Source organism: Neobacillus endophyticus, assembly GCF_013248975.1.
In the GTDB taxonomy this organism is placed as follows: Bacteria; Bacillota; Bacilli; order Bacillales; family Cytobacillaceae; genus Neobacillus; species Neobacillus endophyticus.
Window position 1 is genome coordinate 2336014 of record NZ_JABRWH010000001.1, and the last position, 26611, is coordinate 2362624.

24 protein-coding genes are annotated in these 26611 nt (G+C 39.9%); 18 read left to right on the top strand and 6 right to left on the bottom strand.

Annotated features, from left to right (window positions below):
• Positions 1-27: 27 nt before the first annotated feature.
• Together murQ and HPT25_RS29025 are read left to right on the top strand one after the other, a co-directional pair.
• Entirely contained in the window at positions 28-945 is a 918-nt protein-coding gene (gene murQ, locus HPT25_RS11425; protein WP_173063892.1) for an N-acetylmuramic acid 6-phosphate etherase, read from the top strand.
• A 156-nt stretch (positions 946-1101) separates the two neighbouring features.
• Positions 1102-1233 carry a hypothetical protein gene (locus HPT25_RS29025; RefSeq protein WP_281368180.1) on the top strand — a complete coding sequence of 44 codons (132 nt, stop codon included), beginning with the start codon at positions 1102-1104 and terminating at the stop codon, positions 1231-1233.
• 141 nt (positions 1234-1374) lie between these two features.
• Here the strand turns inward: HPT25_RS29025 and HPT25_RS11430 are convergent, their stop codons facing one another.
• From HPT25_RS11430 to HPT25_RS11440, 3 genes are all read right to left on the bottom strand, one after another.
• On the bottom strand, positions 1375-2337 hold the full coding sequence (locus HPT25_RS11430) for a D-2-hydroxyacid dehydrogenase (protein WP_173063895.1): 963 nt from the start codon (positions 2335-2337) through the stop codon (positions 1375-1377).
• Positions 2338-2467: 130 nt separating this feature from the next.
• A complete protein-coding gene (locus HPT25_RS11435; protein ID WP_173063898.1) occupies positions 2468-2668 on the bottom strand; it encodes a cold-shock protein in 201 nt (66 codons plus the stop codon).
• Positions 2669-2873: 205 nt separating this feature from the next.
• Positions 2874-3197 carry a BC1872 family protein gene (locus tag HPT25_RS11440; protein WP_173063901.1) on the bottom strand — a complete coding sequence of 108 codons (324 nt, stop codon included), beginning with the start codon at positions 3195-3197 and terminating at the stop codon, positions 2874-2876.
• Positions 3198-3368: 171 nt separating this feature from the next.
• Between HPT25_RS11440 and HPT25_RS11445 the strand changes: the two genes are divergently transcribed.
• From HPT25_RS11445 to HPT25_RS11475, 7 genes are all read left to right on the top strand, one after another.
• On the top strand, positions 3369-4004 hold the full coding sequence (locus HPT25_RS11445; RefSeq protein WP_173063904.1) for a GNAT family N-acetyltransferase: 636 nt from the start codon (positions 3369-3371) through the stop codon (positions 4002-4004).
• Between the two features lie 24 nt (positions 4005-4028).
• Positions 4029-4490: a GNAT family N-acetyltransferase gene (locus HPT25_RS11450; protein WP_312857281.1), complete on the top strand. Its 462-nt coding sequence runs from the start codon at positions 4029-4031 to the stop codon at positions 4488-4490.
• Positions 4491-5011: 521 nt separating this feature from the next.
• Positions 5012-5770, top strand: a complete 759-nt coding sequence (locus HPT25_RS11455; RefSeq protein ID WP_173063907.1) for an SDR family oxidoreductase — start codon at positions 5012-5014, stop codon at positions 5768-5770.
• A gap of 275 nt (positions 5771-6045) precedes the next feature.
• A complete protein-coding gene (locus tag HPT25_RS11460) occupies positions 6046-7191 on the top strand; it encodes an acyl-CoA dehydrogenase family protein (RefSeq protein ID WP_173063910.1) in 1146 nt (381 codons plus the stop codon).
• An 18-nt stretch (positions 7192-7209) separates the two neighbouring features.
• Positions 7210-8367 carry a thiolase family protein gene (locus tag HPT25_RS11465; protein ID WP_173063913.1) on the top strand — a complete coding sequence of 386 codons (1158 nt, stop codon included), beginning with the start codon at positions 7210-7212 and terminating at the stop codon, positions 8365-8367.
• A 66-nt stretch (positions 8368-8433) separates the two neighbouring features.
• Entirely contained in the window at positions 8434-10008 is a 1575-nt protein-coding gene (locus HPT25_RS11470) for a fatty acid--CoA ligase (RefSeq protein WP_173063916.1), read from the top strand.
• Between the two features lie 68 nt (positions 10009-10076).
• Positions 10077-11000, top strand: a complete 924-nt coding sequence (locus tag HPT25_RS11475) for an alkaline phosphatase family protein (RefSeq protein ID WP_246277175.1) — start codon at positions 10077-10079, stop codon at positions 10998-11000.
• Positions 11001-11120: 120 nt separating this feature from the next.
• Here HPT25_RS11475 and HPT25_RS11480 read toward each other — a convergent pair whose 3' ends face one another.
• The 3 genes from HPT25_RS11480 to HPT25_RS11490 all read right to left on the bottom strand — a co-directional run bounded on the left by HPT25_RS11480 (position 11121) and on the right by HPT25_RS11490 (position 12924).
• Positions 11121-11708 carry an undecaprenyl-diphosphatase gene (locus HPT25_RS11480; RefSeq protein WP_173063919.1) on the bottom strand — a complete coding sequence of 196 codons (588 nt, stop codon included), beginning with the start codon at positions 11706-11708 and terminating at the stop codon, positions 11121-11123.
• Positions 11709-11981: 273 nt separating this feature from the next.
• Positions 11982-12269, bottom strand: a complete 288-nt coding sequence (locus HPT25_RS11485) for a YciI family protein (RefSeq protein ID WP_173063922.1) — start codon at positions 12267-12269, stop codon at positions 11982-11984.
• Between the two features lie 19 nt (positions 12270-12288).
• Positions 12289-12924 carry an NADPH-dependent F420 reductase gene (locus tag HPT25_RS11490; protein WP_173063925.1) on the bottom strand — a complete coding sequence of 212 codons (636 nt, stop codon included), beginning with the start codon at positions 12922-12924 and terminating at the stop codon, positions 12289-12291.
• 316 nt (positions 12925-13240) lie between these two features.
• Between HPT25_RS11490 and HPT25_RS11495 the strand changes: the two genes are divergently transcribed.
• The 9 genes from HPT25_RS11495 (at position 13241) to HPT25_RS11535 (ending at position 26526) form a co-directional block, all read left to right on the top strand.
• A complete protein-coding gene (locus tag HPT25_RS11495; RefSeq protein ID WP_173063928.1) occupies positions 13241-13996 on the top strand; it encodes an MBL fold metallo-hydrolase in 756 nt (251 codons plus the stop codon).
• 106 nt (positions 13997-14102) lie between these two features.
• Positions 14103-14939, top strand: coding sequence for a LysR family transcriptional regulator (locus tag HPT25_RS11500; RefSeq protein WP_173063931.1), 837 nt, complete (start codon positions 14103-14105; stop codon positions 14937-14939).
• 418 nt (positions 14940-15357) lie between these two features.
• Positions 15358-15690, top strand: coding sequence for a winged helix-turn-helix transcriptional regulator (locus HPT25_RS11505; RefSeq protein ID WP_173063934.1), 333 nt, complete (start codon positions 15358-15360; stop codon positions 15688-15690).
• Positions 15691-15828: 138 nt separating this feature from the next.
• The gene (gene recQ, locus HPT25_RS11510) at positions 15829-17955 is read left to right on the top strand and encodes a DNA helicase RecQ (RefSeq protein ID WP_173063937.1); all 2127 of its coding nucleotides are present in this window, start codon (positions 15829-15831) and stop codon (positions 17953-17955) included.
• A 458-nt stretch (positions 17956-18413) separates the two neighbouring features.
• The gene (yfkAB, locus tag HPT25_RS11515; RefSeq protein ID WP_173063940.1) at positions 18414-19523 is read left to right on the top strand and encodes a radical SAM/CxCxxxxC motif protein YfkAB; all 1110 of its coding nucleotides are present in this window, start codon (positions 18414-18416) and stop codon (positions 19521-19523) included.
• Positions 19524-19816: 293 nt separating this feature from the next.
• On the top strand, positions 19817-20434 hold the full coding sequence (locus HPT25_RS11520) for an FMN-binding negative transcriptional regulator (RefSeq protein ID WP_173063943.1): 618 nt from the start codon (positions 19817-19819) through the stop codon (positions 20432-20434).
• A gap of 132 nt (positions 20435-20566) precedes the next feature.
• Positions 20567-21244, top strand: coding sequence for a response regulator transcription factor (locus HPT25_RS11525; RefSeq protein ID WP_173063946.1), 678 nt, complete (start codon positions 20567-20569; stop codon positions 21242-21244).
• Positions 21241-22584 (top strand): HAMP domain-containing sensor histidine kinase, encoded by a 1344-nt coding sequence (locus HPT25_RS11530; protein ID WP_173063949.1) that lies wholly within the window; start codon positions 21241-21243, stop codon positions 22582-22584. Before HPT25_RS11525 ends, HPT25_RS11530 begins: the two co-directional genes overlap by 4 nt.
• 207 nt (positions 22585-22791) lie before the next feature.
• A complete protein-coding gene (locus HPT25_RS11535) occupies positions 22792-26526 on the top strand; it encodes an efflux RND transporter permease subunit (protein WP_173063951.1) in 3735 nt (1244 codons plus the stop codon).
• Positions 26527-26611 lie beyond the last annotated feature (85 nt).

Sequence of the window (26611 nt, forward strand, 5' to 3'; positions counted from 1 at the left end):
GCATGATCCAACTGGAGGAATTCAAATATGAAAGAAAACTTGGAACTGTTAACAACAGAATTACGGAATGAACAATCGATGAATCTAGATCGACTAAAACCAAAAGACATCTTAACCATTATGAATGATGAAGACCAAAAGGTAGCACTGGCTGTCAGGGAGGTTCTGGCTGATGTGGAAACAGCTATTCAATTCACAGTGGATTCCTTAAAGCAAGGAGGCAGGCTTATCTATATGGGGGCAGGCACCAGCGGTCGCTTGGGAGTACTGGACGCCCTGGAATGCTCGCCAACATTTGGTACGGATCCAGAAATGGTACAAGGGTTAATAGCAGGAGGAGAATCTGCTTTTACACTTGCATCTGAAGGGGCAGAAGACGATGCACAATTAGGGGTTCATGATTTAAAGCAAATAGGATTAAATGAAAAAGATACAGTTATTGGGCTTGCAGCTAGCGGGCGCACTCCATACGTCATAGGAGGATTGGAATATGCCCGAGGTACAGGAGCCAAAACAGTGGCTATTTCGTGCAACAAACACGCTGCTATCAGCAAGGAAGCAGATCACAGCATTGAAGTTATAGTTGGGCCGGAGGTATTAACTGGCTCCACCAGGCTAAAAGCAGCCACAGCTCAAAAGATGATTTTAAATATGATAACAACGGCATCCATGGTTTTAATGGGAAAGGTTTATGAAAATCTTATGGTGGATGTACGGATTAGCAATCACAAGCTAAAAGAGCGGGCGATTAACACTATTCTCAAAATTACTGGCGTGTCGTACCCGTCAGCCAAAGCAGCTCTCGAAGATGCGGACCTTCAAGCCAAAACTGCTATTGTGATGATAAAAGCTGGTGTTTCGAAAGAAGAGGCAATTGATTTATTGGAGCAGGCGAACGGGTTTGTTCATCTGGCACTTGAAAGAGCGGTAGATCAAAGCGAGTGATTTAAACAGCCTGTGTTTGTTTACAACTGGTTAAGACAGGGAAAAGGTATGTTTTCTCGATGATATCAACTACTACAGCGGCGGCAATAAAGCTGGAGAAATTTTTGCATATAGTTCAATGATCGCAGCAATAATAGTAAAAAAGGAGAGATGAACATGGACAAACAAAATCAATATGTTGCTGCGGAGCTGTCTCCAAATTTAGTAAGTGAAATTAAATCACTTGAAGAAAAATTAAGTGAACAGGCGAATAAGGAAGTTGTAGTCATTGCTTATGAGAAGGAATAAATAACTATTTAACATAATAGCTGACTTGGCATCTATATTAACAAGACTATTAATTATTAAACACACAGAACTATATCTATTTAAAGCGGTGCATATGAAAAACAGCTGATGTGACCAGCTGTTTTTCATATGCACTCTCCTTTAGTACCCTTTTGAATAATTAACAAGATTAATCGAAGGTGCTATACCTGCAAGATAATTTTTCAGATTTGGAATAAATATCGTTTCAATCAGACGCTGATCATAATGTTCCGTTGACCCAGAAGTGTGAGGTGTAATAATAACATTCTCCATTTCCCACAGCGGACTTTGGGCACTTAATGGTTCACGTTCAAAAACATCCAGCCCGGCTCCAGCAATAATACCATCCTGAAGTGCTTGAATCAGTTCCTCTTCCACAACGATTTCCCCACGTCCAATATTAATAAAATACGCAGAGGGCTTCATTTGCTTAAACTGCTGGGCACCAAATAAATGATGAGTTTCCTTCGTATGCGGCAATGTCACAGCCACATAATCGCATTGAGGCAGCAGTTGAGGCAATTGATCTGTTGTATACATTTGATCAACATATTCAGAAGATTTACCTGAGTGCCTGACACCAAGAACTTTCATCCCGAACGCTTTTGCTATTTTGGCAGTTTCTTTGCCAATTGCTCCGACACCAATGATTCCGAGTGTTTTTTCATGGATTTCTAGCTTCATGTGGGCATGATGCCAAGTTTTAGTTTGTTGGTTTTTCACATATGTATGGAGTTTTCTTGTTAAGCCAAGCATTAAGGCAAAGATGGTTTCAGAGATTGGATAGGAGTGAACACCATTAGCACTTGTCAAAAGTATATTTTTTGATGCTATTTTTTCAAGTGGCAGGGAATCGACCCCGGCACTCCATGTTTGCAGCCACTTCAATTTCGATTCAGAAGATAAGCACCATTCCTCAAGCCCCTTTTTCCAGCCAGCAACAATCTCTGCATCCAAAATATGATCCTGCCAAACATTTTTGTCCCTTCCAACAATTAAATCCCAATCGGGAATAATAGACTGAATTTGTTTCAGTAAGTTTTGGGTAAGATTATGGGTGATGACTAATTTTCTTTTTTGCATATATATTCCCTCCCGTTAAACTCTTGGTATGTACTTAATGGATATCGAAATTTTTTTGAAATGGTAAATTGCTTATTCTCGGCAAAAAAAAACAGACTCTTATTGCAAGAGCCTGTTGTCTTTTTTAAAATTAACCTTTGCGAACGTTAGAAGCTTGAGGGCCGCGTTGACCTTGTTCAACATCAAAAGTCACTTGTTGACCTTCTTCTAAAGATTTGTATCCTTCGCCTTGGATCGCTGAGAAATGAACGAATACATCGTCTCCGCCTTCGCGCTCGATGAATCCGAAACCTTTTTCGCTGTTAAACCATTTAACTTTACCGTTTTCCATGTTTGTTGCCTCCCAATATGTGTTGACACACAAAATAATACTATCCTTGCTCTCAGTGATCATCATGACGATAAAGCGGATCGTTCACTATTCAATACACCGAACAAAAATAATTCTATTCTAGGTTAACATTTTCTGGTGGTAAAAGCAAGCGGCCTATCTTGTACATTATATATATTGGGGCATATTTGATATCCACTTATTTTTAGCATAATTGCTGCCAAATGGCGGAGGTGTCTATGGCTGCATTCTTTTCGATAATAGAATAAGCTGCATTCGTGATCGCCTGCGGTAATGTATGGCCATTCCCTCGAACGTCATTAAAGCAAACCTCTGAAACTCCATTTGTTGAATACGAATATCCTAACTTCTCCAGCCTTTCAACAATCAACATGGCATGGGAAAGATTATGCTCAGGCTGAAATTCGGTGTCATGAACAAACACTCCCTGTTCATAGTCATACCATCTGTCCCAGCGATTTAATTTCCACCCGAGAATTCTCCGAGCAATCGAATCAGTTTTATTCATTTCTTTACTCTCCTTTTTTATAAGTTATTATATAACAGACTTATTTAATTACAGTTATTATATAACAACGTTTAGGAAACTGCTACACTATTTTTGGGAAATTTTAACGAGTGCTTGACTCATCCAATACTTCATTGTGTTAAAATTTAGGTGATAAAAGGAGGGAATCAAATGTTCGTACATAAAATTACTGAAGAACTTTCTTTAAAATTGATAGAGTTGAGAGATGCAGAAAGAATATTTGAGTTAACCGATCAATCCCGAAGCTATTTGCGGGAATGGCTGCCTTGGCTGGATTATACAGTAAAACTGGAAGATACAAAGCAATTTATTAAAAACTGCCTAACAGGATTTGCTGAAAATAAAAGCCTGAATACAGTGATTATGTATAAAGGCGAAATAGTCGGGGTGGCCAGTTTTAATGCCATTAATTGGTCAAATAAAACGGTGCAAATCGGGTATTGGCTTGGAGAGAGGTACCAGGGAAATGGAATAATGACCATAGTTGCCAGGGCGTTGACCGATTATGCACTAAAGGAATTGGCACTAAACAAAGCGGAAATAAGAGCGGCTGTAGGAAATAAAAAGAGCCGGAGCATACCGGAAAGATTGGGATTTGTTAACGAAGGATGTATCAGGCAGGCAGAATGGTTATATGACCATTATGTAGACCATATCGTTTATGGCATTTTGGCAGAAGAGTGGAAATGGAAAATAAAGCTGTCCTTAGGGCGGCTTTATTTTTTTTGTGATGGAAATCTCATTCAAGTTATACATGGCACAAAAATTGCCAGATTCATATTGTAATTATTTTTCTAAATGGAGGTATTAATGAAAATGGAAACAGTAAGTATTAGGCTGGCTAGTAAGCAGGATATTCCAGAACTTCTCAATTTAATGGAGCAGTACATTGTTGATTTCTACAAATGTCCCCATCCAGGTAAAGATTCACTTAAGGAACTAATTGAGAATTTATTAGAAAATCCTTATGAAGGAATTCAGTTTGTTGCTGAAAAGGAACCTTACCACTTGATTGGCTTTTCGACTTTATATTTTACTTTTAATACTTTGGAAGCGAAAAGAATGGCAATTCTTTATGATTTGTTTGTCTCTCCCGATGCCAGAGGGCAAAAAATTGGTGAAAAGCTGCTGCAAACATGTATCACTTATATTAGAGAAAATGGTTATTCCCATATGATATGGGAAACTGCGCATGATAATTATGCTGCCCAATCTTTATATGACAAAATTGGGGCAAGTAAAGCAGTATGGCTGAATTATGAAATCAAGTAGATTATGTTTGTTTGAATAAGGTATTCAGTTATAACTAGAATTTAAAAGACATCTATGAATGTGGAAATCCCTTCAGGTCAAAATCTGGAGGGGATTTTTTGAAATTAGCATTTCGAAGTTACTGAAGTAGTCAAAAATATTCGAAGTTCAATTTTTCCAAAGATGGTTTCAATAATTTAACTGTTACTGTCATATCTGATTTATTAATTGGAACGATTTGAGTTGCTCCAAATTATTTCAGTTATATCGAACCTCACTGGCAGCATTTGGAAATGGTTTCGTCACACTAGATATTAGTTGGCTGGGATATAGATCCCAGCCTCTGGCAGCTCCCTGTCATTCCAAATTTATAAGGAGCTCTTCCACCTTTCTTCAAAGTTAAATAGTTTCAGAAGCAAGCAAAGTTGGGGGAATTTTTCGTTAAGGACTGGATAAAATGCCAAAGTAAGCGTTTTGAGTTTTTAGCTAAAAAGGAATAAAATTTGTATGTTACATACCTATATAGAGAAAAGAGGGAAATCATGAAACTAGCAGGAAATACGGTGCTTATTACCGGAGGAGCTTCGGGAATCGGTTTTGCATTTGCGGAACGTTTTATTAAAGCAGGAAGTAAGGTTATTGTTTGTGGTCGCCGCGAAGGGAAACTGCAGGAGGCAAAAGAAAAATATCCTGACATCGTTACGCGTGTTTGTGATGTGACAAAAGAAACGGATCGAATCGCTCTCTTTGATTGGGTAACGGCCAATTATCCAGAAGTTAATGTTCTAGTGAATAACGCTGGGATTCAGCAGCGCTACCACGTGCTAAAAGCGGATGCGAAAGAGAATTGGAGCTACTACAATCAAGAGATTACTTCAAACATTGAAGCTCCCTTCCATCTGACTCTGTTATTTGCGCCTTATTTTGCGAATAAAGAGTATGCGGCCATTCTCAATGTGTCATCTGGGCTGGCTTTCACGCCTATGGTGATTGCACCAATTTATTCGGCCACTAAGGCGGCTGTTCATTCATTTACCATGAGCTTAAGGCATCAGCTTGAGGAAACGGCCATTGAAGTTATTGAGGTGGCGCCTCCAGCTGTCAATACTGATTTAGGAGGAGTAGGCCTGCATACTTTCGGAGCTCCATTGGACGAATTTGCGGATGCGATTTTTAAAGGGCTTGAGGAAGGAAAAAGTGAAATAGGATTCGGACGGTCTGAGCAGGCAATGAGACTTTCAAGAGATGAAATAGACGAAACGGTCAAAGCGATGTATGCTGGCATGAAAAATATGATTTAACATAATGGAGGAGCTGTTTAATTTGAGCAGCTCCTTTTTTAGCCGATAGGAAAGCATAAGTGCACTAAGGAATGCTTCGTGAGCATTAGCCGCGCAGTCGAGAAGCTTTGCTTTTCGACGAACTACGCCTATGTCTTCACCCTAAAGGGCTCGCCAGTCAGCGAGTGTTATTTAGCGAATTTTTAAAAGTTTAAATATTCATAAAATACAACCGGTTTGCTACAATAGAGGTAGTGCAAAATGGAAGCGTTACCATTTTAGGGGAGGTTTTTAGCATGAAGCATCCATATTTAAAAGATGATCATGAAATTTTTCGTGAATCATTGCGAAAGTTTTTAGAAAAAGAAGCATATCCCTTTTATGAGCAGTGGGAGGAGGACAGAATGATTCCCCGTTCTTTCTGGAGAAAAATGGGTGATCAAGGGTACCTATGCCCGTATCTTGATGAGAAATATGGGGGAAGCGAAACCGATTGGGGGTTTTCCGTTGTCATTCACGAGGAGCTTGAAAAGGTAGGGACAGGTTTCATCGGAATTGGACTACACAATGATATTGTTGTTCCTTATATCACCTCTTATGGAACAGAAGAACAAAAGCAACGCTGGCTGCCAAAATGTGTAACTGGTGATATTATTACTGCAATTGCTATGACAGAACCGGGGACAGGCTCTGATTTGGCCAATATCAAAACAACAGCGAGGCTTGCTGGGGACCATTATATTGTAAATGGGCAAAAGACGTTTATCACAAATGGGATCCAATCAGATCTGATCGTTGTAGTCGTTAGGACCGATCTGAACGCTGTTCCAAAACATAAAGGAGTGTCACTGCTGGTTATTGAGCGCGATACTCAGGGGTTTACTCGCGGTAGAAAGCTGAACAAGGTCGGTTTGCACTCACAAGATACTGCCGAATTAATCTTTGAGGACTGCCATGTTCCAAAGGAAAATCTATTGGGCGAGGAAGGTCAAGGGTTCAAATATTTAATGGAAAAATTACAGCAGGAAAGGCTCCTTACCGCAATCGGAGCACAAACTGCTTCCGAAGTCATGTTAGAAATGACAATAGACTATGTAAAAGTTCGGGAAGCATTTGGCAAGCCAATCAGCCAGTTCCAAAATACGCAATTTAAAATTGTAGAAATGGCTGCAGATGTTCAAATGGGCAGGACATTTTTAGATCAATTAATTACTGAACATATCGAAGGACAAAATATAGTGACGAAAGTGTCGATGGCAAAATGGAAGCTGACAGAAAATGCAAAGAAAATAGCCGCGGAATGTATACAGCTTCATGGTGGATATGGCTATATGGAAGAATACGAGATTGCGAGAAGATTTCGCGATATTCAGGTTTCCAGTATTTATGCCGGCACAAATGAAATTATGAAAACGATTATTGCCAAAAATTTAGGATTATAGAATGCGAGGCTGATAAAAATGCGTGAAGTAGTAATCGTAGAGGGTGTTCGTACGCCAGTAGGAAGAAGAAAAGGAGCATTGAAGGATATCCGCCCTGATGATTTAGCAGCTATAACGCTAAAAGAACTGGTTAATCGTGCAGGCATTGATCCTGCCATTGTCGATGACGTGATTTTAGGCTGTGTATCACAGGTAGGAGAACAAGCTGGGGATATTGCCAGAGTAGCGGCGCTCATTGCAGGATTTCCAATAGAAGTACCGGGAACCACGGTCGACCGCCAGTGCGGATCAAGTCAGCAAGCGGTCCATTTTGCTGCTCAGGCGATTCTTGCAGGAGATATGGATGTCGTTATTGCCGGCGGAGTTGAAAGCATGACCCGTGTTCCAATGGGATCCAACTATCAAGGATCGGAGGAACCATTCAGCCCGAGACTAAAAGAAAAGTATGAAATGATTCATCAAGGTTTGTCAGCTGAACGAATTGCAGAAAAATATGGATTTACACGTGAAGTACTCGATCAATTTTCGTTGGATAGCCATCTTAAGGCCATAAGGGCACAGGAAGCAGGGCATTTCACCAGAGAAATCTTTCCGATTGAAGTAACACTTCCAGATGGAAGCAAGGCTGTAGTGCGAGAGGACTCGGGTCCTAGAAAAGACACTTCATTAGAAGCACTGGCAGGTCTTAAAACGTCCTTCCTGGCAGATGGTGTCATTCACGCTGGCAATGCCAGTCAGGTAAGTGACGGAGCAGCGGCAGTATTATTAATGTCCTGTGAGAAAGCAGAGGAGTTAGGGCTTAAACCGCGTTTTCGTGTCCATACCCGTGTTGTGGTTGGCTCTGACCCGACGATGATGCTATTGGGGCCTATCCCGGCAACGCAAAAAGCGTTAGAAAAATCAGGGTTGTCAATTGATGATATGGATGTTTTTGAAGTGAACGAAGCATTTGCTCCTGTTCCGCTAGCCTGGCTGAAGGAAACAGGCGCTGATCCAGCTAAACTGAATCCGAATGGTGGTGCAATAGCGCTTGGACATCCATTGGGTGGATCGGGTGCCCGTTTGATGGTTACAATGATGCATGAGCTCGAACGAACAGGAGGCCGCTATGGCCTGCAAACGATGTGCGAAGGACATGGTATGGCAAATGCAACGATAATAGAGAGGCTGGATTAATTTTTACAAAGGCAATCAGTCATTTTAGGCTGGTTGCCTCTAATTCCATAATCGGAGGCGATATCAATGACAGTTACGATCGGAAAGGTTTTTGATTTAACGGTAAAAAGGTTTCCAAACAAAGAAGCACTGTATGATGTCCGAAAAAAAGTCCGCTACACGTATCAGGAGTGGAATGAACAAGTCAATCGACTTGCCAATGCCCTTATAAGCGAAGGTGTGAAAAAGGGAGACCGAGTATCGACATTCATGTTTAACACGGAAGAATTGGGCACTGCTTTTTTTGCTTGTGCAAAAATCGGTGCGATTTTTAATCCGATTAATTTCCGGCTCACATCTGAGGAAACAGCCTTTATATTATCAGATGCGGCACCAAAAGTGGTTTTATTTGAAAAAGCATTGGAGCCTGTTATTTCTGCTATCGAAAATCGCTTCACTTCGATATCATTCTGGTTTATTGACGAAGCAATGCCCTCTTATGCAGTCAGCTATAAGGAAAAACTAGCTGCAGCGACAATCGAACCCCCCCGAATCGAAGTAAATGAAAACGATGTATATGCTTTTATTTATACAAGTGGAACAACCGGACGACCAAAAGGTGTTATGCACATACATCGCAGTATGATTGACCAAAGCATCCTATGCATAGCTAATACAAAATTGGAGCCAGCTGACGTCGGCCTCGTGACGGCACCGATGTTCCACTGCGCTGAACTTCATTGCAATTTCCTCCCAAGAGTACATGTCGGTGCGAAAAGTGTCATCCTTCATCAATTTAACCCAAAGCAAATACTTTCACTAATTTCCCAAGAAAATATCACCAGATTCTTTGCTGCCCCTACCATGTGGAATATGCTCCTTCAAGAAGATTTGAAACAATATGATATTTCAAGTTTAAAACAAGGCTTATACGGTGCAGCCCCAATGGCGCCTGCATTAGTTCATGCCCTCCATGATCGCTTGGGAATCTCTTTAATTCAGGCCTATGGGATGACCGAAATGGGTCCGGCCATCACATTTCTGCCGGAGAATGAACAGCTAAGAAAAGCAGGGTCTGCAGGTCAAGCTGCGCTTAATCATGATATTCGCATTGTCCGCACAAGAGAAAATGGCCCCTCTGATCCTGATGATGTGGTTCCTGCAGGAGAAACGGGTGAAATTATTGTGAGAGGTCCTAGTATGATGGCGGGCTATTATCATCGGGAGGATGCAACTGAGAAGGCTTTATTTAAAGGGTGGTACCACTCCGGGGATATAGGTTACTTGGATGAAGAAGGCTATTTATACGTGAACGATCGTGTTGATGATATGATTATCAGCGGCGGTGAAAATATTTATCCGCGGGAGGTGGAGGATGTGCTCTATAGTCATCCAGGTGTTCTCGATGTGGCTGTTGTTGGCCAGCCGGATGACCGCTGGGGAGAAACGGTGACCGCCTTTATTGTGAAAAAGGATCCGAATGTATCATACGAAGAATTAGATGGATTCTGCAAAAATAGCGATCAACTTGCTAATTACAAGCGTCCTCGCAAATATATTTTTACGGAAGCGCTTCCGCGCAATGCCAGCGGGAAAATCCAGAAATTTATTCTCCGCAAACAACTGGAAGATCTTTTTGCACCTGAGTCGAAAAATTCTTAAAAGAAAAAATCATGGAAGGCCTGCCTTTTGATCGGCAGCTTTTTCTAAATTGCCTTCTCTTCCGAAATTTGTTACGATCCAATCAGTTAAAAAAAGGAAAGAAGGTACTTGTAGTGAAAAAGTGGTGGGTACTAATGGTTTCAGCAATAATCATTCTTAATGCTTGTTCACAACAGCAATCTTCAAAAAATAATACTACAGACACAACAACCAATGTTAAAACAATAAAAGAAAGAAAGCTGCCAAACATTCAACACATCGTTATTGTTGTCGAGGAAAACCATGCAAAACAACAAATCATCGGTAATTCCTCAGCGGCTTATATGAATTCACTGGCTGCTCAAGGGGCAAATTTCACCAACTATCATGCCATTGAACACCCCAGCCAGCCAAATTATTTGGATCTATTTTCTGGCTCCAATCAGGGAGTAACAGATGATCGAAAGCCAATTACGAAATTTGTTTCTGCCAATTTAGCCAGTGAGCTTTTGAACAGCAATCATTCTTTTACTGGCTATGCCGAGGATTTGCCCTCTATAGGGTTTGACGGTGAATCCTATAAAGACTATGCAAGAAAACATAGTCCATGGACGAATTTCACAAATGTGTCTAAGAAAGCCAATCAACCATTTAGTCTTTTTCCAAAGGATTTTCATCAATTGCCAACAGTTTCCTTTGTAATTCCAAACCTCCAGCATGACATGCACAATGGAACGATCAAGGAAGCGGACGAATGGCTGAAAAGGAATTTGGATGCTTACGTAAAATGGGCAAAAACGAACAATAGCTTATTAATTGTGACATGGGACGAGGACGATACTGCACATGACAATCGAATTCCGACTTTTTTCGTTGGACCCATGGTGAAACCAGGACCATATGATGAAAATGTCAATCACTTTAACCTTTTAAGGACAATTGAAGACATTTATAGCTTATCACATGCAGGGGCAAGCAACTCGGTAGAACCAATCGTGAATATTTGGAAATGAAAGAGAGTATGAGCAATTAATAGATGGAATAGATTAAATACTTAAAGAAAACTTTAAGATAGACATAGTTTTTAACATGAAAAAAGCTTAGAGAAAAAATATCTCTAAGCTTTTGATCAATTAATAATTGATTCTGTCTTCACGTGTTGTATTTTTTGGAACAAGCGGGATTCGGTTGTAAATTCCTACGATGGCACGAGGAATTGGCTGTAGTAATCCTCTTAATGAAAATACAACCAAACTTGTAACTAAACTTACTACGATACTTCCAAGTACATCGAATGGATAGTGGTTACCAACATATACACGAGATATTCCTGTTAAAATGGCAAGCAGTAAAAGAACAAATCCTGTTTTCCGATGTCGGAGTAATACGGCAAAGGCTATCGTAAATGCACCAGTAGCATGGTCGCTTGGGAATGAAGCATCTTTTGCGTGCGCCAGGATTAAATGAACTTTATGACTAACAAATGGACGCGGTTCATAATAAATATGACCAATGATTGTGTTAATAAGCAAGCCAAAAACAGCTGTTATAACAGCATAAACCACCGTATATTTGAAATTCTGTTTTCCGAATAACCACATAATCAATAAAATTAATGCATAAATAACTAATGCATCTTTAGAAACAAAAATCATTAGTTTATCCCAAAAAGGATGGTTGCCGGCAAGATTATTTATGGACTGAAATAAACGATAATTCATCCGAATACCTCATTTCTATTATGATTCTATTGCAACTATTGATATTTCCTTAAAAGTTGAGTTTACAACAAGAACAATTGTAACAAGTCTATAAGGAATTTTAAAGCATCTTTTCGATGCCACCGTTACAACTAATATCCATTTTAGCCACAGATGTGGTCATTAGTAAAGGTAATAAACATTAAAAATATCTTAAATTGGAATTCTTCAGGAATATGTGGGGCGAACAAAAAGGACGGCTAATGGTTTAACCGTCCCTCTCATCTATTAACTCTATTTTAATAATCCGCTCAGAGCACTAGCCTGCATCGTAGGTGAAAATTCTATGATTTCATATTCGGCAATCTGTTTAATCCAAAATGGATCTTCTTGAATGATTGTTTCAAGTTCTACTCTAGAAACTTCTTGTGCTAAAATAATTCCTCCGCTCCGGGGAACTTTGGGTCCGGAAGCAAGAAAAATAGATTGTGCATAATACTTTTGAAGGAATTTTATGTGTTCCTCTCTAGCTTCATCCACCTTTTCAATAGGGGCTTTGTACGTCAAGTTAATGATAAACATGGTTTCTCTCCTAATCACATTAAATATTTATACCAAACAATCGATTTGATACATAGGGATAATTTCCATATCGAATCGCCATTTCCCTTTCAAAAATGGTAAATCTTTCAATGATTCGATTATTACTTAATGGCCCTCCATCGAGAATACGGAATGATAAGGGGGCTAGAAGTGTCATGACGGCCTTTTTGGCAGTCTCATTATCTGAAGTCACATATACGTCACTAATCAATCCTTCATGAACAGGTTCTTGAAAAATTTGAAAAAATGTATTTTTAAAGGCTCCAACTACTTTTGTTTCAGGAATCGCTTTTTGTAATTCCTCGGCAGCTGATTGTCCCCATTCCAAGCTGAAGTCTGAAAAATCTTCATTGAACGGATTGACAATGTCAACCAATATTTTATTCTCTAGTCTCTCTTTATTTTCTTTTGCCCAAGGGAGCAAATTTCTGAACCATAATGCAGGGATAATGATCTCCGCCTTCAACGCTTCATTATAGGAAACTGCGACAATATTTTTAAGGTTATGTTCAACTGCCAAAGATTGAATTTTTTCAGGGGTACGGGAAGCCCACCATAATTCTGTTACAAATGGAGAAAGTGTTTTGACCATTCCTTTCCCCATTCTTCCTGTTCCAATGACACATACTTTCATATACATTCCTCCTTTAAAAATATGATAAAAATATCGTAGCTTTAAAATGAACTCAACGGAAATTCAACTTGTTTTTATGGTTCAAACAAATGGTTATATCAACTTGGATACATGGTTAGCTATAACCAAAAGTTATACCTATATGCCAAAGAAGTATTGTTCAATTCTATGCTTTAATTGGTAAAATACAGAAAAAGTTAGGTGGAGGGAAAATAGGTAAAAACGGATTATTTGAAAGAGTTTCTTCTAAAATGATGTAAGTTACAGGAGTAAAAATATGCTTAAGAATATCTAAAAAGAAAAAGGAGGAACCATCATGCAAATTCAACTGATCCGGCATGCTACACATCTTATCTCCTATAATGGAGTGACTTTTTTACTCGATCCTATGTTCGGTGACCAGGGGACATTGGCGCCTGTCCCGAATGCTCCTAATCAACATTTAAAAAATCCGTTAACAAAATTGCCAACTGAACTGAAAAAAGTAATAGATGTTGATGCGATTATAGTAACACATACACACCGTGACCATTTTGATGATGCGGCTATTTCCATCTTGCCGAAAAATTTGCCGTTGTTCTGTCAACCGGAGGATGAGCAGTTTATTAAGGATAAAGGCTTTGAAAATATTATTTTGGTTAAGGATGAAATGAATTGGCAAGGAATAAACATAGTGCGGACCATAGGGAGGCATGGAAGTGACGAACTGGCGGAAAAAATGGGTCCTGTTTCGGGATTTATTCTGCAAGCAAACAATGAACCCTGCTTATATATAATCGGAGATAGTGTTTGGTACTCTGACATCGAACATTATTTTAAACAATATTCACCTGATCTAGCGATTGTCTTTGCCGGGGAAGCTCGCTTTTTAGAAGGAGAACCAATCACAATGGGGTTGGCTGATATCGAAAGCATAATAAAAACATCACCGAACACATCATTGATTATATCCCATATGGAATCCTGGAATCACTGCTTATTAACGAGGCAGGAAGTACGTAGCTACATCAAAGAGAAGGGTTTGGAAAGGGAAATCGTAGTACCTGAAAATGGAGAAATGATAGATTGGTAATAAAACATGATTTTAGCATCCTTCTGGATGCTATTTTCTTCATTTTAAGGTTCAAAAAGGTAATCGAATGGATTTGTCGTATTTTAACAAAGGGGGGATCTGTTAAATGGATATAGAGTATCTTCATAGTTTTATGGAAGCAGTCAAGCAAAAAAGTCTATCAAAGGCAAGCGAGCAGTTAAACATTTCGCAGCCAGCATTAAGCAAGCAAATTCGTAAAATAGAGGAATACTTTGATATTACTTTGCTGAATAGATCACCATCTGGTATTGATCTGACAGAAGTGGGGGAACTGGTTTACCATCGGATTTCGAACATACTGAATCAATTAACATCTCTGCAAACGGAGTTAAACCAGTTGAGGGAAATGAAAATTTATCGAATTGGCACGTTACCCAGTTTGGCCGGCAATTATATTCCAAAAAAAGTGTTGAATCTTAGAGACAATGGAATGGAGATCGAAGTGGTTGTAAAAAATACCTCTCCTGAAATATATGAATTGCTGAAAAAGGGGGAGATAGATGCTGCGATTATAGAGGAAATTCCAGTTGGTAAGGCTTTATGGAAAAAAGAGATCTTCGAGGAGCCCCTTTATGCGGTAATGCATCATTCCCACAGGCTTTCTTTAAAGGATTCTGTCAGATTAGAAGACATCTGCGACGAAGAATTTGTTTTATATCCATCCACTTGTACGATAAGGCAATCTATGAGCAGCATCGTGGAAAATCTAAAGGTGAAAACTGAGGTTGAATTTGGTGAGTTTTTAATTGGTTATGTCGCAGCAGGCGGAGGGGTAACAGTACTTCCGGAAATATCAGTCAAATATATGAGCCACTCGATGGTAAAGGCCATTCCCATTAGCAATGTCAATATGAAACGCCGGATTTCACTCATGTCTTATTCCATCCCGATCGGAAAATTATTATATGCATTTTTAAAATAATGAAGCTATTTTTAATGAAATAGGGCCCCTGTTTTAGGAGACCCTATCATTCAGATTGATTTCAATTTTTTTCTGGATGATTCTGGCGCAGTTCCTTAACGGATAATCCCGCAGCATCGCTTAAAGTGTAAAGGGGGGTGAAATCCCAAGTTCCTAATTTTGCTATCATTCCAGAGACGATTAATAGATAGTGTCTTCCCGGTAAAAGAAGGATCATACTCATGGATTGGAATGGTCTTTGCTATTCGTTCTGTTTCAAGATCTATTAAAATCGCCTCTCCCTTTTACCTTTATTTAACTATAAATCCTATATACAGATATATCTTTATACACTATACTAAATAAAGTAATTTATTTTGAGAAGTACGGATATTTTGTATAGTAACTATATTTTATGATAGGAATGGAGAAAAAGAAGATGGAGCAGAATGAATCCACTCATACTAAATGTCCAATTGAAAAGACAATGAGTGTAATTGGCGGAAAGTGGACGTTTTTAATCATAAGAGAATTGTTTTACAAAACAAGGCGGTTTGGAGAATTAGAAAGATCGCTAAAAGGAATAAGTCCGCGAACACTTTCTCTTCGTTTAAAGGAATTAGAGGATGAAAGTATTATTAAACGGGAGGTCTTTTCGGAGATACCGCCGCATGTGGAATATTCATTGACAGATAAAGGACAGAGCCTTCTGCCTATTTTCAATGCCATGAAGGAGTGGGGAAATACATGGGACGTATCAGGCAAGGATTAAAACGATAGGTAAATCGAAATGGGGGTGGATTTTTTTAAGACAAGATCGTAACCCAAATTTTCTAAGGAATAAGGTATAATGACATCAGAAAGGATATCTCTCATATTCTTTCAGCCCCAAATGAAAGGAGAAACGAAATTGTTTGAACAAGCCCTTCCTCTGTTAGAATCCTACTTTGGTTACCACTCCTTCCGCAATGGCCAGGAGCAGGCAATCCGTTCGGTTTTAGGAGGTAGAAATACGATTTGCGTTATGCCGACTGGCGGCGGGAAATCGATTTGCTACCAAATTCCGGCCCTCATCCTTTCAGGTACCACAATCGTTATATCTCCATTGATCTCTTTAATGAAAGACCAGGTTGACGCTCTTGTTCAGATTGGCGTTCCTGCTGCATTTATTAACAGCTCCTTAAGTTACAATGAAGCAAATGAACGGATCGACGCTGCCAAGCAAGGGAAATACAAATTGCTATACATCGCACCGGAGCGTTTGGAATCGCCAGATTTTATTGAAGACCTGAAGTCCATGGATATCCCATTGATAGCTGTCGACGAAGCACACTGTATTTCACAATGGGGACATGATTTTCGTCCAAGCTATCGGCATATTCAGTACATGATTGATGGTCTGCCGCAAAGGCCAAAGGTTCTAGCGCTTACGGCGACAGCAACACCAAGGGTAAGGGAGGATATTTGCCGCCTTCTGGATATTGACGAAAGAAACACCATCATCACTGGATTTGAGCGCGTAAACTTATCTTTTTCCGTGATCAAAGGGCAGGATCGCGTAAAATTCCTTCTTGAATATCTGAAACAGAATGAAAAGGAAGCGGGTATTATTTATGCAGCAACTCGGAAAAATGTCGATCAGCTCTATGAGCGGCTTCGAAAGGAACATATAAATGTGGCTCGCTATCATGCTGGGATGGGAGACGTGGAACGTGCCCAGGAGCAAGAACGATTTTTAGAGGATAAGGCATCTGTCATGGTTGCAACCTCTGCCTTTGGGATGGGAATCGACAAATCCAACATCCGCTATGTACTGCACTTTCAGCTTCCTAAAAATATGGAAAGCTATTATCAGGAAGCAGGGCGCGCAGGCCGCGACGGTCTGAAGAGTGAATGTATATTGTTATATTCTCCCCAGGATGTACAGATTCAACGGTTTTTAATTGATCAATCCAGTGATAGAAGCCGAATGTCACAAGAGTTGGAAAAGCTGCAGCAGATGGTGGATTATTGCCATACGGAAAATTGCTTACAGGAATTTATTTTAGCTTATTTTGGAGAAACGGATACAGAGCCTTGCGGAAGATGCGGGAATTGTACCGATTCCCGGACACGGATCGAAGTGACCCGTGAAACCCAAATGGTATTATCTTGTGTCATTCGAATGGGACAGCGCTTTGGGAAAAATATTACAGCCCAAGTGTTAACCGGGTCGAAAAATAAAAAAGTGACTGAAATGGGATTTGAGAGACTCACAACCTATGGAATTATGAAAGAAAAGGGTGCTAAAGAAGTCAGTGATTTTATCGAATTCTTAATTTCCCAGGAGCTCATCGGTATTGAACAAGGGCAATTTCCGACCCTTTATGTGACGCCAAAAGGAAAGGACATTTTGCTGGGAAAAGAGCAGGTCTATCGCAGGGAAACGCTTCAGGTTAAGCAAGTGTCAAAGAATGATCCATTATTTGAAGCATTAAGAGATGTCCGGAAGCGAATTGCTGATGAGGAAAAAGTACCGCCATTTGTGATTTTCTCAGATGCGGCCTTGAAGGATATGTGTGCCAAACTGCCAAAAACTAATGAAGAATTTTTACAAGTCAGCGGCGTAGGAGAGCATAAACTGCAAAAATATGGTCTGGAATTTATCCAAGCGATCCGTACTTTTTGTGAGGAACATCCCGACTACAAGAGTGAACTAGAAGATGAGCCAGTACCGAAAAAAGCGGCTAAAAAAGAAGCAGGAGACTCCCATTTGGAGACATTGAAATTACACCAGAGCCAGCTGTCGATTGCTGACATTGCCGAAAGACGGGAACTTGCTATCAGCACGGTTGAAAATCATTTACTTCAATGTGCCCAGCTAGGTATGGAGGTTGATTTTAACAGACTTATTCCGGACGAATATATCCCGCTGTTAGAAAATGCCTTGTCAGAGGTCGGGCGTGACCGCTTAAAACCAATCAAAGAACTCCTGCCGGAGGAAGTCAGTTACTTTATGATAAAGGTCTATGTATATTATATAAGCAAAAAGAAGTAGGTATAGCAGCCCGAGCGGCTGTTTTTTTGGCCTATAGAAAAGTATAACTTTACTATCAGGCATAAGTGCACTAAGGAATGCTTCGTGAGCATTAGCTTCGCAGTCGAAAAGCTGTGCTTTTCGACTGCGAACTACGCCTCTGTTTTCGCCCTAATGGGCTCGCCAATCGGCGAGTTTTCTTTATTGTGAGGGACATATAGAGCGGCGAAGTAGTAATGGTTAAAAACGATTATTTGTAGTGGGAAAATCACTATTTATGTCGATTTTCTGTTTAATATGTCAGTATTTCCCCGGGAATATATCGAGTTGAAGAACGTGTCATGATTGGTGGACTTTCATTTTTGCACTTTGAATATAAGCATGGAGTCAGACATAAATTTTTATATAGTGTCTATAAGCCCTAAATCAGTTATAATAGATGAGTTTTAAACACCTGATTTAAAGGAGATTGTTATAAAATGAAAAAGATTTCCCCTTCGTTTGACCCGTGGGAAGCCTATCTTGATTTAGAGCAATACGGTAAAGCGCAGCTGACAAATGTTGAATTCACCACCACAACACTATGTAATATGCGCTGCGAGCATTGTGCCGTGGGGTATACGCTGCAAACAAAGGATCCGGATGCTCTGCCGCTAGAGTTAATCTTGCAAAGGCTGGAGGAAATCCCAAAACTAAGGGCATTAAGTATTACCGGCGGGGAGCCAATGCTTTCCTTATCCTCAGTGAAAAATTATGTCGTGCCGATTTTAAAATATGCCCATGAACGTGGTGTTCGGACTCAGATCAATTCAAATTTAACCCTGGATTTAGACCGATATGAGCTTATCATTCCTTATTTGGATGTCTTACATATTTCACATAACTGGGGCACAGTAGATGATTTTGTCGAGGGTGGCTTTGCAAGAATGGAAAAGCAGCCAGACTATAAACAACGAGAAAAATATTTTACAAGAATGATAGAAAACAGTCGTTCGCTGGCGAAAGCAGGTGTTATCGTTTCAGCAGAAACAATGTTGAACAAACGAACCTTTCCTTATCTAGAAAAAATTCATCGGCAAATTGTGGATGAAATGCTTTGCCAGCGGCATGAAGTCCATCCTATGTATCCGAGCGACTTTGCCAGCAATCTCGAAACTCTCAATTTGGATGAAATCAGAGAAGCTATTCATCATTTATTGGATATAAGAGATGAAAATGTTTGGATGTTGTTTGGAACATTGCCATTTTACGCCTGCAGCAGTAATCAGGAGGACTTAAAACTACTAAAAAGGTTGTACCAAAGCAAAAATGTCACCGTACGCAATGATCCGGATGGCCGCTCGCGTCTGAATGTAAATGTTTTTAGCGGAGAAATAATCGTAACGGATTTTGGTGATATTCCGTTACTTGGAAATATCCAGACCACCCGTCTTGAAGAGGCATATGAAATTTGGAATAACTCGAGGACAGCCAAAGAATTAAGCTGTCACTGTCCTGAGGTAGCCTGCTTAGGACCTAACATTTTAGTGAAGAATAGCTATTATCAAAGTCATGATTTTTCTATTCAGAGGGCGAAAATTACAAAGTGATGATTGATTTTGAAACGGCGGACTAATGTATACCGCCGTTTATTTTATAACCAGGCCTGTTTTAAAAGCTTCACACCAAACTGGGTATCATCACAGGATAGATTACTAAAACCAAGTGTAATAGTCCTATAGTAATTTTCATTGTCCAGTAAGTTTTGACATGTCTATTTGTCTAAAACTGTACCTTTTTAGATGTCAGTTTGTATAATACCATATTATATAGAAATTTTAATTGTTGACAGCCACAATGAAAGTGAACATCGAAAACAAGGATGAAATAGAAGGGGGACTATATGTATATTCCAAAACATTTTCAACTCGATGATAAAGAGATCATTTATGACTTTATCGAAAATTACAGCTTTGCCACGTTATTTTCTCAACACAATGGAGAACCGTATGCTACCCATCTGCCGCTAATATTTAATAAGGAAGAGAATGCTCTATATGGCCATTTTGCCCGCCCGAACCAACAGTGGACAGATATAGAAAATCAACAAATTCTTGTGGTTTTTCAAGGACCCCACTGTTATATTTCTCCTTCTTGGTACGAAAGCATGAAGGCAGTACCTACTTGGAATTATGTATCCATCCATCTATATGGGAAGATGGAGATTCTTGAAGAACAACAAATCATATTCGATTCTTTAAATGATATGGTTAATAAATATGAAAGTCCTGATAGTCTATACCATTTAAGAAATGTAGAACCGAGTTTTCTCGAGGGAATGAGTAAGGGGATTACAGCATTCAAGATCCATATCACAAAAATAGAAGCAAAAGCTAAATTAAGTCAAAATCATCCGGTAGAACGCCAAGAGTTAATTATTAAACAGTTAGAAAGCATTTCAAGCCAAGATCATATTCAAATTGCATCCCTTATGAAGAAAAGTCTCCAGAATAACAAATAAGTGTCAAACGGCGGACTGAAATAGACTGCCGTTTTTTCTATGAGAAAGGAAATGGTCGGGATCACAAAAAACAATTAAAATCCCTTTCATTCTTGGTTAAAATAGACGTATCTAGAAAAAGGAGTACATAGTATGAAAACGACGATATTAATTGCAGATGATGATGTTAATATACGAAGGGTGATCCAGCTTTACTTGGAGAAGGAGGGGTTTCGGATTAAAATTGCCTGTGATGGCAGAGAGGCACTTGACATTCTAGAACAAGAGAAAATTGATTGTGCAGTCATTGATATCATGATGCCGAACGTAGATGGATGGGAGCTTTGCGAGAAAATTAAAACGTATTATGAGATTCCGGTTCTAATGCTCACAGCCAGAGCAGAATTGGAGGATACCATTAAAGGTTTTAAATTAGGAACGGATGATTATGTGACGAAGCCTTTCCATCCAGCTGAGCTTGTCATGAGGGTAAAATCGCTGCTCAAGCGGTATCGTGTTGCTTCAGATCGGAGTATTACTTTTAATAAAATCACAATTGATAGTGATAGTTATAAAGTACGGATCAAGGATGAAGATTTCATTCTGCCCATAAAACAGTTTGAATTGTTATATACGTTAGCCAGTCAGCCGGGGAAAATTTTCACAAGAGATCAATTAATTGAGAGTATCTGGGGGCTTGATTATGAGGGTGATGACAGAACGGTCGATACGCACATAAAAAAACTTCGGAAACAATTTAAAAATTTTGAGGACCTGATCCAAATTTGTACGGTAAGAGGGCTTGGTTATAAATTAGAGGTCTTGGCATGATCCAATCTATTTATATTAAAAACTGTTTAAATTATTTTTTCGTTATTATTGTGTCATTGATGCTTTCCTTTTTTATTACATCCATTATTTTCCAAAATCAAATTACTAAAATTCGTGAAACCCAAGTGATCGACCAGGGAAAAGGAATGATTCAATTATACCAACAGCTGGGGAATAAAGGCTTTGATGTTTATTTAAAAAGCTTCTCCAATTTACCCTATGACGTTTATCTCTATAATCAAAATGGCTTACTATTGTCCTCGCCAAATGCCTCCAAAGTTACTGGATTAAGTAAAAAGGCGATCATCGATGTGGTGAAAGGAAATGTTTATCAGAAAGAAGTGAACATTCCACATAACATGATGATAGGGCTGCCGGTAGTAACTAAAACAGGAAGATATGCTTTATTTATTAGACCTATCTTAAAAGAACAATTTAGCCAGACAAGAAATATTATATTAACTTCATTGTTTATTGTATTGCTTATTGGAATCTCCCTTATTCTGATTACCACTCGAATTTTAGTAAAACCAATTGTTCAGATTACAAAAGCAACAAATGAATTAGCAAGAGGCAATTTTCAAATTCGATTAGATGTAAAAAGTAAAGATGAGATTGGCCAATTAGCTAAAAGCTTTAATTATATGGTAAAAGAATTAAATAATACAGAACAGATGCGGAAGGACTTCGTTGCCAATGTATCGCATGAACTTCAGTCGCCCCTTACCGCTATTAAAGGAATGACAATTGCATTAAAGGAAGGGGCGGTGAAACCAGAAGAAGGAAAGCTTTATTTGGAACAAATAGAACTTGAGAGCGAGCGTCTTTCCGGTTTAACTAAGCAGCTGTTAAATCTTTCTATGCTGGAAGCGAACAAGTCACCGTTTCATCCAAAGCGGTACCTGCTCGATCGGCAATTGCGAAACCAGCTCGTTGCGATGCAGTCTCAGTGGATGGAAAGAAACATTGAAATTGATTTTGATATGCCTAAGCTTGAGATTTATGCTGATGAATCGTTGATGAATCAAGTGTGGAGCAATTTATATTCGAATGCAATTAAGTATAATTGGGATCACGGAAAAATTACGGTACGGGGATATGATCGCGAAAACGATGTCGAAGTTTATATTAGTAATACGGGGAATGGAATTCCTGAGAAAGACCTGCCACATGTATTTGAACGGTTTTATCGAGGTGAAAAGGCGCATACCAGAACGACGGAAAGCTATGGACTTGGATTGGCGGTTGTTAAACGGATCATCGAATTGCACAGTGGGACGATTTCCGTAGAAAGTGCAGAAGGGGAAGCAACTACTTTTAAAATTTGTTTAAAAAAATAGTGTAATGGAAGTATCTATAACAGTTCCAATGGGGGCTGTTTTTTTAAATCCAGTTGGTCACATTGAGGACACAAAACTAGTATATTCTGTTACGTGTATGGTGTCTAAAAGAGGGTGTTATTTTTTTGAAAATATGCTGTTAATTAGTTGAAAAATATAGATTGATTGTTTTCTAAAGCAAACGAAGAAAGGTAGGTATACAAAAAGATGCAATTTTTAACTAAATTTTCTTTAAGAAACCCAGTTGCGATTGTTATTTTTGTTTTGTTAATTGCAATCGGCGGTATTTTGTCCACATTTGGTTTGCAGGAAGATCTCATGCCAGATATGTCGATACCAATTATCTCGATTATGACGACATATCCAGGTGCATCGCCAAGCCAAGTGGCGACAGATGTGACAACCCCGATTGAAAAAGCGCTAAACGGAGCAAAAGATGTACAAAACATAACATCAACATCGGTTGCGAATGTATCGCAAATTGAGCTTCAATTGAATATGAGTGCAGATTTAGACAAAACCATGCAGAATGTTGAGCAAATCGTGAACCAGGTTCAGCTGCCTACTACGGCAAATAAACCAAGTGTAAGATCGTTTTCGTTCAGCAATACACCTGTACTGGAGTTTACTGTAGCATCAAGCAAATTAACGAGTGAACAATTAAAAAATCTCGTCAATGATACAGTGGTTCCTTCACTGCAAGGTGTAGCAGGAGTAGCAACCCCTAGTGCTTCAGGTGCAGATGCGGATAATGTAATGATACAATTTGATCCGGCAAAACTGGCTAAATATAACTTGAGCCTTCAACAGGTGCTTCAGGATTTGCAGGCCGATAATGCCTCCATTCCTTTAGGAACGGCAACTGCAGACGGAAAAGTGCAGCCAGTACAATTAAATGCAGCATTCAAATCATTAACCGACATTCAAAATCTGCAAATTGGCATTCCATCTAATGCCGCAGCAGGCATGCAAAAGGCTATTGGAAACAGTATGAGTCAAATGGGTCAGTCAATTGGCCAGCTTGCCCAAGGAGTAGGACAACTAGGCGGCAGTATGAGCCTTTTGGAGGCACAGAATCAGATTCTTGCATCCCTTCAACAAATTCAAGGGCAAATTTTTGGTGCAGAGCTTGCTCTTAATCAACAAATGGCTATGTCCAAGGCGAGTTTGAATTCAAATCCGAAGACAGGGCTGAACTCAAGTAATGGTGCGGCAGGTCAAGGAGCAACAAGTCCAACAAGAGGCACTAATACAGTCGTCCAAGTAGGTGGAGGTACAAATGCAAGTACGGGTTCAAACCTAAATACCTCAGCGGGGGCAGGCCAAAACCAGCAGACTATCGTCAAACTACAGGGGGAAATTAGTGCATTAGAAAGTGTGCAAACAAAACTTCAACTGCAATTGAAGCAGATTCAGTCAAAAATGAAAATGGCGTCGGGATCGATGTCTGCAAAGCGCAGCTCTACTGTCAAGGCCGCAGCAAGCAGCAATACATCCAGCACATCATCGACACTCGACACGATTCCACTATCTGATCTTGCGACGGTGTCAATGCAGCCGCCTAATGGCAGTTCCATCAATAGGACCAATGGACAGCCGAGTATTTTAATGACAGTATCCAAAACAGAAGACGCCAATACAGTCACTGTAGTGAAGGACATCAACAAACAACTTGCTTCACTAAAAAAACAACTGCCAAATGGCGTGAAAATTGTTTCGTTGTTTGATTCATCGCAAATGATTACGGCATCAGTGAATGGCATGGTGCGGGAGTCAGTCTTAGGTGCAGTATTTGCTATACTGGTTATTCTATTCTTTTTAAGAAACTGGTTGACAACCGTTGTTGCCGTTGTCTCCATTCCTATTTCCATCCTGGCATCGATTATTTTGCTAAGCCGTTATGGTGTGACCCTTAATATCATGACCCTTGGCGGATTGGCAGTAGCAACAGGACGTGTCGTGGATGACAGTATTGTAGTAATTGAAAATATTTATCGTACATGGAAAACAGGATTAGGATTTGGCAAGAAACTTGTATTACACGCTACAGCAGAGGTTGGGAATGCTATTTTATCATCTACTCTGGCAACAATTGCTGTATTTGCACCTCTTGCGATGGTAGGGGGAATGGTGGGGAAAATCTTCTTCCCGTTTGCATTGACAGTCGTGTGCTCTTTGGCATCCTCACTCATCGTTGCATTAACCATCGTGCCTATTCTCGCTTGGTTGTTTGTCGTTCGCAAGCCTGCAAAAGGAATGGAGTACGAATGGCTGGAAACAGGTGATGATTTAAATGGGGCGATCCACCCTGAATTAATGGGGGCAGAAAGCAGGAGCAGCAACCATCCGTTTGTTGCAGCTGCGTTGGTAAATCGACCATGGCAGAAACGGTATCAGTCAGTACTCAATTGGTGTTTGAACCATAAAGGCTGGGTGATCATTGGAACAGTTATTGCTTTCGCTGCATCTTTGATGGTCTTGCCATTTGTAGGATCAACCTTTATTCAGAATTCGATGCAGCAAACGGCCAGTATCTCCATTTCCATGCCTGTAGGAACTCCTCTGAATACAACAGATGCGAAGGCGAAACAAGTAGAAGAGATATTGAAACAGGATGCAGCACAAATTTCTCGGATCAACACCTCTGTAGGAGGCGGCGGTGCAGGATTTAGTCCTAGGGGTGGTTCATCATCCAACACGAACACGGCGACGTTGAATATTGCACTGAATGCAAATGTCGATGTCAATCAATTTTTAGATCAAGCAAGAAAACAATTAGCAAGTATAGCTGTCAATGGGACAACGATTCAAGTGAAAGGACAAATGACTGGAGGCGGAGGCACTACATTCGATCTTGTCATTAATGGACCTAATGATACGGCTATTTCACAGGCGGTAATACAAGTAACAAAAAGGCTGCAGAACGAGCCGGGGCTGGCTAATGTAAAGAGTAATTTAGCAGACACCCAACCTGAAATCAGTGTAGCACCAGATTCGGGAAAAGCAGCTCAATATGGTTTAACTTCACAGCAAGTTGCCAATGTTGTTCGCAGTTATCTCTCGCAACAGAACATCGGTACTGTAAACATGAATGGACAAACATATAACTTAAACGTTCAAATGTCAAGTTCAACTGAGTTGACAGAATTGTCCGCGATTCGCGGGCTGCCAATTAACACCTCGACAGGTCAGTCCATTACAGTAGGGGATGTTGCGACTGTAAGTGATGTTCAAACACCGACAACTGTACTTCACCAAAATGGAAAATCGTATGCAGAAATTACGGCTGATTATACAACGCAGAACACGGGTAAAACATTGCGAAGCGTATTAAAGGATATCAAAACAATAAATCTCCCATCCGGTGTTCAAGTTGGGCAATCTACATCGGCCATGCAGCAAAGTCAAAGCTTTACTCAACTGATCGAGGCAATCCTTGTTGCAGTGGGAATGGTCTATATTGTTATGCTTATTTTGTTCGGGGGATGGTCAGCGCCATTTGCTATTCTATTCTCTATGCCAGTAGCTTTAATAGGTGCGTTCCTCGGGACGTTTATCGCTCATCAGCCACTTAGTGTCTCGTCTCTGATTGGGATTTTGATGTTGATGGGAATTGTTGTAACAAATGCGATTGTCCTTATTCAGCGGGTTGAGCAACAGCGTGCACTGGGAATGACTGTACGTGATGCATTGCTGGAAGCAGGAACCACAAGACTTCGTCCTATTCTGATGACCGCTGTAGCGACAATTTGTGCGTTGCTTCCGTTAGCAGTAGGGGCTTCTGAAGGAGTATTAATCTCTCAAGGGCTGGCAGTAGTAGTGATTGGCGGACTCTTCACATCGACGATTCTAACATTGTGTATCGTTCCGCTAGTATATGAATTACTCCATTTGCGTACCCATCGCAAGGAGAGGGAACAAAATGCTTCGATCCCAGCTTAAATTCATAGAGGGGCTCTCGATCCCTTTCTTAACAAAAATATACTGAGAAAGCAGGCATGTGCCTGCTTTTTTCTTTTTTTATGGA

Bases quoted from the DNA above. Each gene is read 5' to 3' on its own strand.
- HPT25_RS11535 (WP_173063951.1), top strand. From the start codon at position 22,792: ATGCAATTTTTAACTAAATTTTCTTTAAGAAACCCAGTTGCGATTGTT.
- HPT25_RS11435 (WP_173063898.1), bottom strand. From the start codon at position 2,668: ATGGAAAACGGTAAAGTTAAATGGTTTAACAGCGAAAAAGGTTTCGGA.
- HPT25_RS11465 (WP_173063913.1), top strand. From the start codon at position 7,210: ATGCGTGAAGTAGTAATCGTAGAGGGTGTTCGTACGCCAGTAGGAAGA.
- HPT25_RS11500 (WP_173063931.1), top strand. From the start codon at position 14,103: ATGGATATAGAGTATCTTCATAGTTTTATGGAAGCAGTCAAGCAAAAA.
- HPT25_RS11445 (WP_173063904.1), top strand. From the start codon at position 3,369: ATGTTCGTACATAAAATTACTGAAGAACTTTCTTTAAAATTGATAGAG.
- HPT25_RS11520 (WP_173063943.1), top strand. From the start codon at position 19,817: ATGTATATTCCAAAACATTTTCAACTCGATGATAAAGAGATCATTTAT.
- HPT25_RS11480 (WP_173063919.1), bottom strand. From the start codon at position 11,708: ATGAATTATCGTTTATTTCAGTCCATAAATAATCTTGCCGGCAACCAT.
- HPT25_RS11505 (WP_173063934.1), top strand. From the start codon at position 15,358: ATGGAGCAGAATGAATCCACTCATACTAAATGTCCAATTGAAAAGACA.
- HPT25_RS11470 (WP_173063916.1), top strand. From the start codon at position 8,434: ATGACAGTTACGATCGGAAAGGTTTTTGATTTAACGGTAAAAAGGTTT.
- HPT25_RS11525 (WP_173063946.1), top strand. From the start codon at position 20,567: ATGAAAACGACGATATTAATTGCAGATGATGATGTTAATATACGAAGG.
- HPT25_RS11450 (WP_312857281.1), top strand. From the start codon at position 4,029: ATGAAAATGGAAACAGTAAGTATTAGGCTGGCTAGTAAGCAGGATATT.
- HPT25_RS11455 (WP_173063907.1), top strand. From the start codon at position 5,012: ATGAAACTAGCAGGAAATACGGTGCTTATTACCGGAGGAGCTTCGGGA.
- HPT25_RS29025 (WP_281368180.1), top strand. From the start codon at position 1,102: ATGGACAAACAAAATCAATATGTTGCTGCGGAGCTGTCTCCAAATTTA.
- HPT25_RS11485 (WP_173063922.1), bottom strand. From the start codon at position 12,269: ATGTTTATCATTAACTTGACGTACAAAGCCCCTATTGAAAAGGTGGAT.
- yfkAB (WP_173063940.1), top strand. From the start codon at position 18,414: ATGAAAAAGATTTCCCCTTCGTTTGACCCGTGGGAAGCCTATCTTGAT.
- HPT25_RS11460 (WP_173063910.1), top strand. From the start codon at position 6,046: ATGAAGCATCCATATTTAAAAGATGATCATGAAATTTTTCGTGAATCA.
- HPT25_RS11440 (WP_173063901.1), bottom strand. From the start codon at position 3,197: ATGAATAAAACTGATTCGATTGCTCGGAGAATTCTCGGGTGGAAATTA.
- HPT25_RS11490 (WP_173063925.1), bottom strand. From the start codon at position 12,924: ATGAAAGTATGTGTCATTGGAACAGGAAGAATGGGGAAAGGAATGGTC.
- HPT25_RS11495 (WP_173063928.1), top strand. From the start codon at position 13,241: ATGCAAATTCAACTGATCCGGCATGCTACACATCTTATCTCCTATAAT.
- HPT25_RS11430 (WP_173063895.1), bottom strand. From the start codon at position 2,337: ATGCAAAAAAGAAAATTAGTCATCACCCATAATCTTACCCAAAACTTA.
- HPT25_RS11530 (WP_173063949.1), top strand. From the start codon at position 21,241: ATGATCCAATCTATTTATATTAAAAACTGTTTAAATTATTTTTTCGTT.
- murQ (WP_173063892.1), top strand. From the start codon at position 28: ATGAAAGAAAACTTGGAACTGTTAACAACAGAATTACGGAATGAACAA.